The sequence below is a fragment of the Hymenobacter aranciens genome (assembly GCF_030580865.1).
Classification (GTDB): Bacteria; Bacteroidota; Bacteroidia; order Cytophagales; family Hymenobacteraceae; genus Hymenobacter; species Hymenobacter aranciens.
The window spans coordinates 135,691-148,108 of the sequence record NZ_JAUQSY010000008.1; the positions used below are offsets into that span (position 1 = coordinate 135,691).

At 59.8% G+C, this 12,418-nt stretch carries 13 protein-coding genes; 11 read left to right on the plus strand and 2 right to left on the minus strand.

What is annotated here, in order from left to right; genetic code table 11:
* Window positions 1-20 precede the first annotated feature (20 nt).
* Together Q5H93_RS13255 and Q5H93_RS13260 are read left to right on the plus strand one after the other, a co-directional pair.
* Window positions 21-1,424: a type III PLP-dependent enzyme domain-containing protein gene (locus Q5H93_RS13255; protein WP_305007026.1), complete on the plus strand. Its 1,404-nt coding sequence runs from the start codon at window positions 21-23 to the stop codon at window positions 1,422-1,424.
* A 57-nt stretch (window positions 1,425-1,481) separates the two neighbouring features.
* Entirely contained in the window at window positions 1,482-1,637 is a 156-nt protein-coding gene (locus Q5H93_RS13260; RefSeq protein ID WP_305007027.1) for a hypothetical protein, read from the plus strand.
* An 88-nt stretch (window positions 1,638-1,725) separates the two neighbouring features.
* Here the strand turns inward: Q5H93_RS13260 and Q5H93_RS13265 are convergent, their stop codons facing one another.
* Window positions 1,726-2,244, minus strand: a complete 519-nt coding sequence (locus Q5H93_RS13265; RefSeq protein WP_305007028.1) for a D-glycero-alpha-D-manno-heptose-1,7-bisphosphate 7-phosphatase — start codon at window positions 2,242-2,244, stop codon at window positions 1,726-1,728.
* A gap of 53 nt (window positions 2,245-2,297) precedes the next feature.
* Here Q5H93_RS13265 and hemG point away from each other — a divergent pair, with 53 nt between their 5' ends.
* Together hemG and Q5H93_RS13275 are read left to right on the plus strand one after the other, a co-directional pair.
* The gene (hemG, locus tag Q5H93_RS13270; protein ID WP_305007029.1) at window positions 2,298-3,665 is read left to right on the plus strand and encodes a protoporphyrinogen oxidase; all 1,368 of its coding nucleotides are present in this window, start codon (window positions 2,298-2,300) and stop codon (window positions 3,663-3,665) included.
* Window positions 3,662-4,402 carry a polyprenol monophosphomannose synthase gene (locus Q5H93_RS13275; RefSeq protein WP_305007030.1) on the plus strand — a complete coding sequence of 247 codons (741 nt, stop codon included), beginning with the start codon at window positions 3,662-3,664 and terminating at the stop codon, window positions 4,400-4,402. The genes hemG and Q5H93_RS13275 overlap by 4 nt, the downstream gene beginning before the upstream one ends.
* 220 nt (window positions 4,403-4,622) lie before the next feature.
* On the opposite strand, the gene Q5H93_RS13280 is transcribed toward Q5H93_RS13275, so the two are convergent.
* The gene (locus tag Q5H93_RS13280; RefSeq protein ID WP_305007031.1) at window positions 4,623-6,737 is read right to left on the minus strand and encodes a transglycosylase domain-containing protein; all 2,115 of its coding nucleotides are present in this window, start codon (window positions 6,735-6,737) and stop codon (window positions 4,623-4,625) included.
* A 259-nt stretch (window positions 6,738-6,996) separates the two neighbouring features.
* On the opposite strand from Q5H93_RS13280, the gene purB reads away from it, so the two are divergent.
* The 7 genes from purB (at window position 6,997) to Q5H93_RS13315 (ending at window position 12,418) form a co-directional block, all read left to right on the plus strand.
* Window positions 6,997-8,337 (plus strand): adenylosuccinate lyase, encoded by a 1,341-nt coding sequence (gene purB, locus Q5H93_RS13285; protein WP_305007032.1) that lies wholly within the window; start codon window positions 6,997-6,999, stop codon window positions 8,335-8,337.
* Between the two features lie 116 nt (window positions 8,338-8,453).
* Window positions 8,454-8,693 carry a hypothetical protein gene (locus Q5H93_RS13290; RefSeq protein WP_305007033.1) on the plus strand — a complete coding sequence of 80 codons (240 nt, stop codon included), beginning with the start codon at window positions 8,454-8,456 and terminating at the stop codon, window positions 8,691-8,693.
* Between the two features lie 290 nt (window positions 8,694-8,983).
* The gene (locus tag Q5H93_RS13295; RefSeq protein WP_305007034.1) at window positions 8,984-9,352 is read left to right on the plus strand and encodes a DoxX family protein; all 369 of its coding nucleotides are present in this window, start codon (window positions 8,984-8,986) and stop codon (window positions 9,350-9,352) included.
* Window positions 9,353-9,538: 186 nt separating this feature from the next.
* Window positions 9,539-11,314, plus strand: coding sequence for an ABC transporter ATP-binding protein (locus Q5H93_RS13300; RefSeq protein ID WP_305007035.1), 1,776 nt, complete (start codon window positions 9,539-9,541; stop codon window positions 11,312-11,314).
* Window positions 11,315-11,358: 44 nt separating this feature from the next.
* Window positions 11,359-11,811 (plus strand): DUF6934 family protein, encoded by a 453-nt coding sequence (locus tag Q5H93_RS13305; protein WP_305007036.1) that lies wholly within the window; start codon window positions 11,359-11,361, stop codon window positions 11,809-11,811.
* Between the two features lie 2 nt (window positions 11,812-11,813).
* Window positions 11,814-11,972 carry a hypothetical protein gene (locus Q5H93_RS13310; protein WP_305007038.1) on the plus strand — a complete coding sequence of 53 codons (159 nt, stop codon included), beginning with the start codon at window positions 11,814-11,816 and terminating at the stop codon, window positions 11,970-11,972.
* Between the two features lie 38 nt (window positions 11,973-12,010).
* Window positions 12,011-12,418: a hypothetical protein gene (locus tag Q5H93_RS13315; protein ID WP_305007039.1), complete on the plus strand. Its 408-nt coding sequence runs from the start codon at window positions 12,011-12,013 to the stop codon at window positions 12,416-12,418.

Consider the following 12,418-nt stretch of genomic DNA (forward strand, 5'->3'; position numbering starts at 1 on the left):
CCGCCGCTTTTGAAAATTTCATGGATACCTATCACGACCTGATTTCCCAAACCTTCGACTTCCCCACGGCCGATTTCACCGTGCAGGAAAACGAGTTACAGTTCCACGGCATCGACCTGATGGCACTCATCGAGAAGCATGGCACCCCGCTGCGCCTCACGTACTTGCCCAAAATCAGCTCCCAGATTCAGCGGGCTAAAAAGTGGTTTGCCGATGCCATTGCCAGCACCGGCTACACCGGCAGCTACTCCTACGCCTACTGTACCAAGTCGTCGCACTTCCGCTTCGTGCTCGAAGAGGCGCTGAAAAACAACGTCCACCTCGAAACCTCGTCGTGGTTCGACATCAACATCATCCGCACGCTGTTCTCCGAGGGCAAGTTTGATAAGCAGAAGTATATCATCTGCAACGGCTTCAAAACTGAGGAGTACAAGCGCGACATTTCCGACCTCATCAACGACGGGTTCGTGAACTGCATGCCGATTCTCGACTCGCCCAACGAAATCGACTACTACCACGACCACGTGCGCGAAAAGTGCAACGTGGGCATGCGCCTGGCTTCCGACGAAGAGCCTCGCTTCCAGTTCTATACCTCGCGCCTGGGCATCCGCTACACCGACGCCATTCCGCTCTACGAGCAGCGCATCAAGGACGACCCGCGCTTCGAGCTCACGATGCTGCACTATTTTATCAATACCGGCATCAAGGACACCTCGTACTACTGGTCGGAGCTAAGTCGCTTCATCCACAAATACTGCGAGTTGCGCAAGGTGTGCCCCACGCTCACCACCATCGACATCGGCGGCGGCTTCCCCATCCAGACCAGCATCCAGCCCGAGTACGACTACCCTTACATGGTGTCGGAAATCCTGCGCACCATCCAGCGCATCTGCGCCGAGGAAGGCGTGCCCGAGCCCAACGTTTTCACCGAGTTCGGCATCTTCACGGTGGGCGAAAGCGGCGTCACGCTCTACTCCATTCTGGACGAGAAGCTGCAGAACGACAAGGAGCTGTGGTACATGATTGACGGCTCCTTCATCACCAACCTGCCCGACACCTGGGCCCTCAACCAGCGCTTTATCATGCTGGCCGTGAACGGCTGGGACAAGAAATACAAGAAAATCCAGCTCGGCGGCCTCACCTGCGACTCGCAGGATTACTACAACGCCGAGAAGCACATCTATCAGGTATTCCTGCCCGAGCGCCGCCCCGAGCGCGACCCTAAGCCACTGTACGTGGGCTTTTTCCATACCGGCGCCTACCAGGAAAGCCTCAGCGGCTACGGCGGCGTGAAGCACTGCCTCATCCCCGCGCCCAAGCACGTCATTCTCGACCGCGCCGAGGATGGCACGCTAAAAGACTGGGTGTTTGCCCCCAAGCAAACAGCCGAAAGCATGATGCGCATTCTGGGATATCAGCAATAAGCCGCCGCTTGCTTATCTTTGAAGCCTAACCGCGTCATCACTCCTCAATTTATACTCATGAAAAAGATTGTTCTGCTCGCCGCCAGCGTAGCCGCTCTCGCCCTCGGTTCGTGCAACCGCCAGAAGTGCCCCGCCTACACCAGCACCAAGGCTGCCAACCGTGTTTCCTCGCCCATCACGGCCAGCAACGCTCAGGTAGCAGAGCGTCAGTAGATTCTCAAGTTAAAAGTTGAGAGTTAAAAGTTAAAACCCCTGATTTCCGCAAAAGAGGCCAGGGGTTTTAACTTTTAACTCTCAACTTTTAACTTCTGTTCAAGATAATATCCGCCGCGCTCTGCAAATCAGCCGCGCGGGTGCCAAACTCCGCCGTTTCCTCGTGCCCCACAAGGATGCCCCGCACCCCCACCCGCTCGCCGGCTTGCATGTCGCGCAGCCGGTCGCCCACTATCCAGCACTGCGCCACGTCCAGCCTGAAGCGGGCAATGGCCTTTTCCAGCATTCCGGAATCAGGTTTTCGGAAAATGGATTCACTGACGCTGGGGTGGTTAGCGGCGTAATAAATGGCATCGAGTAGGTGGCCGCTGGCTTCCTGTAACACGTTGTGGCAGGCCGCCACGTGAGTGTGGTCGTAGAGGTTTTTGGCAATACCGGCTTGGTTCGTCACCACAATCAGGTAGTAGCCTGCGGCCTTCAGGCGGGCCAGCGCCACGGGCACGCCGGGGCTCACCACGAAGTCATCGAGCCGACACACGTAGTCGCCGATTTCGTTGTTGAGCACGCCGTCGCGGTCCAGGAAAACAGCTTTGTTGAGTTGTTGCATGTTTGCAAAGTAAGTAGGGCAAACCGAAGGACAGCGAAGCTACCTTTGCGGTCATGAAAATTGCCATCATCGGCGGCGGTATCGCCGGCCTCACCCTAGCCTGGTACCTGCAAAAAAGTGGCGTGCCTTACACGCTATTCGAGGAAAGTACCGAGCACGCGGGCGGCAATTTTTGCAGCATCCACACGCCCGAAGGCTACCTGCTGGAGGCTGGCCCGAATACTCTGCAGCTTAGCCCCGAGCTGGAGGAATTGTTGGCCGACCTCGGCCTGACCGGTGAAATTCAGGATGCTGCCCCCGTAAGCCAGCACCGCTACGTGCTACGTCGCGGGCGCTACCGCGAGCTGCCCGGCTCGCCGCCCAAGCTGCTGCTGAGCGGCTTCTTTAGCCTGAAAGCCAAGTGGCAGGCCCTACGCGAGCTGTGGAAGCCCGCCGCCCCCACCGACCCGGCCGAAACCGTAGCCAGCTTCTTCCGCCGCCGCTTCGGCCCCGAAATAGTAGACTACGCCGTCAACCCCTTCATTTCCGGCATCTACGCCGGCGACCCCGAGCGGCTGCTGATTCACAAAACCTTCCCGCAGTTGCCGGCGCTGGAGCAGACCCACGGCTCGGTGCTGCGCGGCTTCATCAAAACCAGCAAGGGCGGCGTGGGCCGGCGGCGCGTTATCGGGCTGAAGGAGGGTAACCAAACCATTGCCAACACCCTGGCCGCGAAGCTTGACGGCTACCGCCCTGGCATCGGCATTGCCCGCATCCGGCGCACGGCAGTGGGCACCTACCAGCTCTGGGCCGAGGTGGGCGGCTGGGCTGCCGCCGATGACGCTCCGCTGGGCACCTTCACGCATCTGGCGCTGGCGCTGCCGGCCTACGCGGCGGCTCCGCTGCTGGCCGAGCTATTCCCGGAGGCCTCAGCAGCGCTGGCGGCCGTGCGCTACCCGCCCATGAGCGCCGTTTTTTCGGCCTACGACCGTACAGCCGTCGCTCACCCGCTCAACGGCTTCGGCGCCCTCAATCCGAAAGCGGAAAGCACCTACGCCGCCGGCTCCATCTGGACCAGCAGCATCTACCCCCACCGCGTACCCGCCGGGCAGGTGCTGTTTACTACTTTCGTGGGTGGTGAGCAATTCAGTCAGGCCGCGCAGGATTCGGAGGATGAGCAGAAAGCGGGCGTTCATGCCGAGCTAAGCCGGCTATATGGCATCACGGGCGAGCCGCGCTGGCAGCAGCGGTATTTCTGGCCGCGCAGCATCCCGCAGTTCGATGAAAAAATCGGCCCGGCGCACGCGGCGGCCGACGCATTGCAATCCGAAAATATTGTATCGGTGGCCAACTGGCGGGCCGGCGTGGGCGTGCCCGACTGCATCCGCCACGCCCGCCAAACGGCCGAAAAGCTGGCCGCGGCCCTATCTTTGGCCTCATGAGCGAAGGCGTAGTTCTGATTCCAACCTATAACGAGCGGGAAAATGCGGAGCTGATAATCCGCAAGGTTTTCTCTCTGCCCCGCGCCTTCGACGTGCTCATCATCGACGATGGCTCACCCGACGGCACGGCGGCCGTGGTGCGTGGCCTCATGGTCGAGTTTCCGGGCCGCCTGTACCTGGAGGAACGCGCTGGCAAGCAGGGCCTGGGCACGGCTTACATCCACGGTTTTCGCTGGGCGCTAGCGCGCGGCTACGACTATGTGTTTGAGATGGATGCCGACTTTTCGCACAATCCCGACGACTTGCTGCGCCTGCACGACGCCTGCGCCCAGGACGGCTACGACCTGGCCATCGGCTCGCGCTACATCCAAGGAGTCAACGTGGTAAACTGGCCCATGGACCGGGTGCTGATGTCGTACTTCGCTTCCTGGTACGTGCGCCTCATCACCGGCATGCCCATCATGGATGCCACGGCGGGCTTCAAGTGCTACACGGCCCGCGTGCTGAAAGCCATCGACCTGAGTAAGGTTCGCTTCGTGGGCTACGCCTTCCAGATTGAGATGAAGTGGATGGCGTACAAAATGGGCTTCAAAATCAAAGAAGTGCCCGTCATTTTCACTGACCGGACGCGGGGCGCTTCCAAAATGTCGAAAGGCATTATAAAAGAAGCCTTTTTCGGCGTGCTGCAGATGAAGCTGAACAGCTGGCTGCGGCCGATTAAGCCGGTAGCGACGTAAGCCGCTGGCCGCAGTTTTAAGCCAACGCAGTTGGCGTGACTGCCGACCGACCAGTGGGGTGAGTCTCCCGATTCACGGCCGCGCAGCGGCCATGCGGCACCGCGCCGTCTGCTCGTCAAAGCCCAACCGCGAGCTTGCCGCTACGCGGCAGGGAGTTTGGAAACTCCCGTCACTCGTCGGCCTGCCGTTACGCCCTGTGCGCTAAACGGCGGCCAGCAGCCTACTTCGGCGGCGCGGGCACGCCCGAGTTCACCCCGGCATCCGGCGCCGCCGGGCCGGTATTCAGCAAATCGAGCAGGTTGATGGGCTCAAACTGACTGCTGTCGGCTGGCAGCACGGTGCGGGTGGTATCGGGGCGCGGCACGAAGCCCATGAAGCCGTGCGCCGGGCCGTTGATATTGAGCGCGTAGGGCATAGCGGCACGGTCGCCGGAGCTGATGAGACCACGGGTGGCCATGATGTCGGCGATGAGGCGGAAGAAGTAGCGGGTGCTGCCGCGCAGCTCACCGTAGCTATTGAAGGAATAGCGGGCAAACTTGGGCTTGGGGATAATGCTGGCCAGGTAGAGGCTTTCGGCCAGGGTCAGCTCGTCGGGGCGCTTGCCGTAGTAGAACAGGGCCGCTTCCTTCACGCCGTACAGGCCGCGCTTGCCGCTGGGCCAGCGGTAACGGCTTGGGCCCCACTCGATGATGTTGAGATACACCTCAAACATGCGCTGCTTGCTCACGAGGCGGGTATTTTCAATCAGCCACACCATCAGGGCTTCCTCGGCCTTACGCCCCACGGTTTTCTGGCGGCTCAGAAACACGTTTTTCACCAGCTGCATGCTGATGGTGCTGCCGCCCCGGGCAAAGCGGTGTTCCTTGATATTCTGAATGGCCGATTTCACAAAAGCCTTTTCCATGAAGCCCTTATGCTCGAAAAATCGCGGGTCTTCGGCCGTGCGAATGGCGGCCGTCAGGAAAGGTGACACCTGGGTGAAGGGCGTGAAATCGGGGTTCGAGGGGCCGACGTTGAAGGTGCGCAGCGAGTCGCCTTTGTCGTTGTAGGCGGTGTAGGGGAAGTCAGTGTTGAGCTGATTGAGGTCTTCGTTGCCGAAGCTTGTGACGATGAAGTTTTTGCCTTTCAGGCTGGAGTCGAAGTGCAGGCTGTCTACCTGGGCTAGGTCCACGTCGCCGTGCATGCGGTAGATGAGCGCGCCGGTACCCTTGATTCCCTTCGTAGCGTCGAAGATGCCGGTGGGCAGCGAGGAAAAAAAGTCGTTGGCTTCCGTTTCGGCCGATTCTACTTTGATGCTCACCGCCTTGCTGGGCTTGAGGCGCACGCTGATTTCAGGGTAAAGCCGGAGCTTATTCAGCACCACTTCGCTGCCTTTTTCGAGGCTGGCGGTGCCCCGGCCGAGGGTAGCCACAAAGTTGAGCGCCCCGCGCCGCACCTCAATGTCATTGGAGGCCAGTTTGGGGTGGTAGAGGCTGAAATTGCGGGCCGCCAGAGTGCCGCGCACCGTCAGCCGGCCGCCGGCATCGTCCGAGGTGAAGTCCTTGTCGGTGAGACGTACCAGCACAGTATCGAAGCTGATGATGGCGCCGAAGCGCTGCGGCACGTAAGGCACCTGCACCGAGCCGCCGATGCCAAATACCCGGGCTTCGAGCGCATAGTCGTCAGGTTCGATGTGGCCGCTGATTCCCAGCTCATTCACAACCGAATCAACATTGGCAGTGAGGCGGCCGGTGATGTCGCCGTCCTCGATAGCCAGTTCCGGCAGGTGCAGCAGGATGTTGTGGCGTGGCGTCTCGTAGCTCACAAAGAAGTCGCGGAAGTGTGCCTCCCCGGGCACGTTGTCGAAACCAGCTTCGAGCAGCTGATTCAACAGCAGGCCATAGTTAGTGCCCTTAGTGGTATCGACGGGCACAACGGGCTTTTTGGGCCCGCTTTTCAGCAGGAAGCCAAAATTGTCGCCCCGCCGGTCTTTATGGGCCGTAAGGCGGGCCGTAATGATTTCGAGCCCACTGAATACCGGTCGGCCAGCAAATAAGGAACGCACACTCAGACTGGCCTGCAGACGCTTGGCCGTGAGCAAGGTGTCGTCGGGCGTGGCCGTGGGCACCAGGCTCATCCCCTTGATTTCAACGGTATTGAAATCAACAAACCGGGCCGGCCCCAGCACCAGCCGAACGGGATATTTGCGCTCGACGCGGGTTTTGACTTCCTGCAGCGCGTAGGCCAGCAGCTGCTGCCGCTTCCACTGAAACACAGCGATGGCGACCAGCAACAGCGCGGCAACACCGGCCAGAATACCCAGGAGAATGCGTTTGGTGGAACGAGAAATGCGCACGGAAGGAAATAAAGCAAGCCAATTGGCTAACCCCAAAGGTAGGAAAAGGAAAAACGGCTACCGCGCGAATGGGGTTCAGGGGAGGTATTTTTTTGAATTGTGCGGTAAGATTTAGCTTGCCGGTGTTCGGTGTTCGGTGTTCAAGATAAGTTATACCCAATACCCAATACCCAATACCCAATACCCAATACCCAATACCCAATACCCAATACTCCAAAAACGGCAAGCTAAACCCTACCTCACTTTCTACCTTTGCACCATGCTTACCGCCCTCACTGCCCTCTCGCCCCTCGACGGGCGCTATCACCGTGCCACTGCGCCGCTGTCCGCCTACTTCTCCGAGCTGGCTTTGATGCGCTACCGGGTGCTGGTTGAAGTTGAATACTTTATTGCCCTGGCCGAGTTACCGCTACCGCAGCTGCAGGACGTGCCCGCCGAGCAATTCGCCGCCTTGCGCAGTCTTTACGAGCAGTTTGGGGAGAACGAAGCTGCCGCCATCAAAGCCCACGAGGCCGTGACCAACCACGACGTAAAGGCCGTCGAATATTTCCTGCGCGACCAGTTTCAGCAACTGGGCCTGGAGCAGTTTGTGGAGTTCATTCACTTCGGGCTGACGTCGCAGGACGTCAACAACACCGCCATTCCGCTCAGCCTGCGCAACGGCCTGACGCAGGTGCTACTGCCCGCTTACGCGCAGGTACGCAACGCCCTGGCCACCCGCGCCGGCCAGTGGGAAGCCATCCCCATGCTGGCCCGCACCCACGGGCAGCCCGCCTCCCCCACCCGCCTGGGCAAGGAGCTAGCCGTATTCGTAGCCCGGCTCGATGCCCAGGTGGCGCTGCTGGCGCAGGTGCCCTTCGGCGCCAAATTTGGCGGCGCGACGGGTAATTTCAACGCTCACCACGCCGCCTACCCGCACATCGACTGGCACGCCTTCGCCGAGCAGTTTGTGAACGGGCGCCTGGGCCTGAGCCGCTCCTTCCCCACCACCCAGATTGAGCACTACGACCACCTGGCCGCCCACTGCGACGGCCTGAAGCGCCTCAATACCATCCTGCTCGACCTGGCCCGCGACGTGTGGCAGTACATTTCGCTGGGCTATTTCAAGCAAACCATCAAGCCCGGCGAAGTCGGCTCGTCGGCCATGCCGCACAAAGTCAATCCCATCGACTTCGAGAATGCCGAAGGCAACCTCGGCGTAGCCAACGCCCTGCTGGAGCACTTCGCCGCCAAGCTGCCCATCTCCCGCCTCCAGCGCGACCTCACCGACTCCACCGTGCTGCGCAACCTGGGCGTGCCGCTGGGCCATATCCTCATCGCCCTCAACGCCCTGGGCCGCGGCCTTGGCAAGCTGGCCCTTGACGAAAGCGCCCTGGCCCACGACCTCGACCAGAACTGGGCCGTGCTGGCCGAAGCCATCCAAACCATCCTGCGCCGCGAAAGCTACCCCGACCCCTACAACGCCCTCAAAGCCCTCACCCGCACCGGCGAGGCCATCTCAGCCCGCACCATCGCGGCCTTCGTGGAGGAGTTGGAAGTGAGCGAAACCGTGAAAACCGAGTTGCGCGCCCTCACGCCCAGCAACTACACCGGCCGCTAGCCGCCCCGGTAAAACCCGTATTTTCCGTGGGCAGATTCGGTATTTAACGCAGCGTAAAGCCCTCATAGTAACCCGAAATTTGTCAGGATATTATCCTGCTGCTTATTCGGGTGCCTATGACTGAAGAATTACTCCTTACCGCCGGTTTCGAGCCTTGCCCCACGCCACCGCCGGGCTGGTGCCAGCGCTTCGGCACCATCTACACTAGCCTGCTGCCCCGGGGCCGTGCCTACGTGCGCTGCCTGACCGGGCAGGCGGGCCTGGTCGAGGGCTTCGTGGGCGACTGCGCGCAGCCGCTGGCCTACTGCCGGGGCCTCATCCGCACGCCCGAGCAGCTGCTTCTGCTATTGGCTTAAGCTACTGATTAAAAACAAAAAAGCCGGCTCCGATTCCCGCTCGCCGTTGGGAATCGAAGCCGGCTTTTTGGCAGGGCCGGCTCTCCACCAAGATACACGGCCCCCGTCGCGCGATGGCCCTGTTTGGGCCGCCCTACAACCACCACAAAGGAGGGAAATTTTCCGACGCGCCGAAATCCGGGCTGGCCGGTATTTTGGGCTCCGCGCTGGCACGGAGGGGCCGTAGCAAACATCCGCCTTGCAGTTGAGGTTGCTGCTATATTCTTCAACCCACCAACTTCTTCTTTCTTATGAGTGCTTCTACTCGCAACATCATTGCCTGGGTGCTCCAGGGCCTCGCCGGTTTGGCTTTCATCTTCATCGGCGGCATGAAGGTCAAAGACTTGTCAGCCACCCTGGAGAATTTCACCAAAATGGGCTTTCCCGCCTGGTTTGGCTACCTCATCGCCTTTGGCGAGCTGCTGGGCGGCATCGGCCTGCTGATTCCGCGCACCGTGCGGCTGGCGGCGGCCGGGCTCATCATCATCATGGCGGGCGCGGTGTATATGCACCTTTTCAAAATCCCGAACGGCGCGGCTACGGTAGCTCCGGCCGCCGCGCTGCTGGTTATTCTGGTGGTGATTCTCCTGCTGCGCCGCCTGGCGCCGAATGCCGTGTAAAAAACCAGCCGCCGCCTGCCCCTAACCATTGCTTGGTGTTGGGTGTTAGGTATTGGGTATTCGGGCTACGTAAGGCCCCAAACACCCAATACCTAACACCCAACACTTTTTTCGGCGGGTTGGCAAAGTGTCGGCGCCGCCCTTCCCCTCTTTTCCAGCTACGCACCCACCCAGCGTTTTTATTAAGTGAAACTCCTCTACTCCTACCTGCGCAGCTACTGGCCGCTGCTCATCCTAGCCCTGGTACTGGCCGCCGTCAACCAGATTTTTTCGCTGCTCGACCCCTACTTCTTCCGCAAGCTGGTCGACCAGTTTGCCACTAAATACCCCGACGTGGCGGCCCTGCGCACGGTGCAGTTCGGGCCCTTTTTCTGGCAGGCGCTGCCGCTGCTCTCGCTCATGCTGGGCGTGGCCATGGTGAGCCGCATTGCCAAGAATTTCCAGGATTACTACGTCAACGTCATCACCCAGCGCTTGGGCGCCCGCATGTATTCCGACGGCCTGCGCCACTCGCTGGAATTGCCGTATCAAGTCTTTGAAGACCAGCGCTCGGGCGAAACCCTGGGCAAGCTTCAGAAGGTGCGCGTCGACGTGGAGAAGCTCATCCAGAGCTTCGTCAACGTGCTGTTTACGGCCGTCGTGGGCATCATTTTCGTGATGTGGTACGCCATCACCGTGTACTGGCCCATTGCGCTGGGCTACTTCCTCACCATCCCGCTGCTGGGCATCCTGAGCTTCGCCCTGAGCAAGCGCATCAAGGTCATCCAGCGCACCATCGTGGGCGAAACCACCGCCCTGGCCGGCTCCACCACCGAAAGCCTGCGCAACATCGAGCTAATCAAAAGCCTGGGCCTTGCCCAGCAGGAAACCCAGCGCCTCAACGGCATCACCGACCGCATCCTGAAGCTGGAGCTGCGCAAGGTGCGCTACCTGCGCTCGCTCAGCTTCGTGCAGGGCACCTTCGTCAATCTGCTGCGCAACATCATCGTGCTGCTGCTCTTGTACCTGCGGGTGCAGAACCACATCAGCCTGGGCGAGTTTTTCTCGTTCTTCATCTACTCGTTTTCCATCTTCGGCCCCTTGCAGGAGCTGGGCAGCATTATCGGCACCTTCCGCGAAACCGAAGCTTCGCTGGCCAACTTCCAGCAGATTCTCGACACGCCCAAGGACGTGAAGCCCGCCCACCCCCAGCCCGTCGAAAAAATCGAAACCCTGGCCTTCGACGACGTGCGCTTCAAGCACCTCTCGGCCGACACCCCGGCCCTCGACGGCATCTCCTTCGGCACCCGCCTGGGCGAAACCATTGCCTTCGTGGGCCCCAGCGGCTCGGGCAAAACCACCCTCGTCAAGCTGCTCGTGGGCCTCTACCCGCCCCTGGCCGGCCGCATCCTCTACAACGACATTCCCAGCACCAACGTCGACCTCGACGCCCTGCGCGAGCAAATCGGCTTCGTCACCCAGGACACCCAGCTCTTCGCCGGCACCATCCGCGAAAACCTGCTCTTCGTGGCCCCCCACGCCACCGACGAGGAGTGCCTGCGCGCCCTGCGCGAAGCGGCCGCCGACTCGCTCCTCGCCCGCGCCCCCCAGGGCCTCGACACCGTGCTCGGCGAGGGCGGCGTGAAGGTATCGGGCGGCGAAAAGCAGCGCCTCAGCATCGCCCGCGCCCTGCTGCGCCGCCCCACCCTGCTCGTCTTCGACGAGGCCACTTCCGCCCTCGACTCCCTCACCGAGGAGGAAATCGGCCGCACCGTGCGCCAACTCTCGGGCTCGCGCCAGCACATCACCATCCTCATTGCCCACCGCCTCAGCACCATCCTCCACGCCGACCGCATCTTCGTCCTCGAGCGCGGCCGCGTAGCCGAGCAAGGCCGCCACGACGAACTGCTGGACCAGAAAGGGCTGTACTACGCCATGTGGCGCCAGCAGATTGGGGAGCGGAAGGAAGTGGTGGCCATATAAGTCAGGCACGAAACTTACCTTAGCGTCTCAATTCCGTTTCGCTAATGCACCTCGACAAATACGCTCTCAGCGCTGAAGGCGACCTGACAACTTTCGAGTTCATCATCGAAGGTCGTCGGGGTGCCATCCGCAAGCTGATTATCTTCCAGGAAACCACCGAACCCAATCTGTATAACCTGGCTTTTGGCGACCGCAACGAAACAACCGGCGAACTGAACGACTTGGCCGTTTCCGATAATGGCGACAGCGAGAAAGTACTGGCTACCGTCGTAGGCGCTCTATACAGCTTCTTCGACAAGTATCCGGCGGCCTTCGTGTATGCCACCGGCAGTACCAGCGCCCGCACTCGCCTCTACCGCATGGGCATCCACCGATTTCTGCCAGAGGTGATGACCGACTTTCATCTGTACGGCCAGATTGGCGACTTCTTCCACGAATTTGAACCGAACATAGCCTACGATGGCTTTTTAGTCCAACGAAACCTACTTAACTTGTAGCTATGAAAACTGTGCAAGACCTTAATAACCGTAAATCTCCTATTGTCCGCATCGACCCAACGTTGGAGAAGCTTCGTGGGCAGAACCTTTTTCCCGCTAAGCTGGCAAAGGCGAATGAGATGCTCAAAACAGCAAAACTGCCTGCGAACAAAAACCTGTAGAATCTATCTCTCCAGCAACCTATTAGCGCACTAAAATCGTGCTTTCGCAAAGACCTTATCCAGAACCAGCACCAAGAAGTTTCGCACATTGGTGCCATGATTTGGGCTTAACAGTTGAGGGAAAATTCCCTAGCTCGGATACAATACTGAATTTTGATGCGTTTTGCAGTCTGCCCAACGTCAGATTAATCAAGACGGAAGACTCAGAATTGTATGGCTTTTGGCGGCAATACGGTGATGTTTGGAGTGAAAGCAGAACTATACAAGAGTGGTTAGACGACTATAATTGGGAGGTAATCAACCCAACCGAAGAGGATGCAAAAGACCTGAGCCTGTTTCTTGGCTACGATGAGGTTTGGGAATGGGGCAGCGGTAAGATAGCAGTCAGAGAAAAGGCAGAAACGGGTATTTTCAACTCAATTAAGAAACTGCTACTGTCTCAATAA

Excerpts from the sequence above, each read along its gene's own strand:
- Q5H93_RS13255 (WP_305007026.1), top strand. The coding sequence starts at position 21 with ATGGATACCTATCACGACCTGATTTCCCAAACCTTCGACTTCCCCACG.
- Q5H93_RS13260 (WP_305007027.1), top strand. The coding sequence starts at position 1,482 with ATGAAAAAGATTGTTCTGCTCGCCGCCAGCGTAGCCGCTCTCGCCCTC.
- Q5H93_RS13265 (WP_305007028.1), bottom strand. The coding sequence starts at position 2,244 with ATGCAACAACTCAACAAAGCTGTTTTCCTGGACCGCGACGGCGTGCTC.
- hemG (WP_305007029.1), top strand. The coding sequence starts at position 2,298 with ATGAAAATTGCCATCATCGGCGGCGGTATCGCCGGCCTCACCCTAGCC.
- Q5H93_RS13275 (WP_305007030.1), top strand. The coding sequence starts at position 3,662 with ATGAGCGAAGGCGTAGTTCTGATTCCAACCTATAACGAGCGGGAAAAT.
- purB (WP_305007032.1), top strand. The coding sequence starts at position 6,997 with ATGCTTACCGCCCTCACTGCCCTCTCGCCCCTCGACGGGCGCTATCAC.
- Q5H93_RS13290 (WP_305007033.1), top strand. The coding sequence starts at position 8,454 with ATGACTGAAGAATTACTCCTTACCGCCGGTTTCGAGCCTTGCCCCACG.
- Q5H93_RS13295 (WP_305007034.1), top strand. The coding sequence starts at position 8,984 with ATGAGTGCTTCTACTCGCAACATCATTGCCTGGGTGCTCCAGGGCCTC.
- Q5H93_RS13305 (WP_305007036.1), top strand. The coding sequence starts at position 11,359 with ATGCACCTCGACAAATACGCTCTCAGCGCTGAAGGCGACCTGACAACT.
- Q5H93_RS13310 (WP_305007038.1), top strand. The coding sequence starts at position 11,814 with ATGAAAACTGTGCAAGACCTTAATAACCGTAAATCTCCTATTGTCCGC.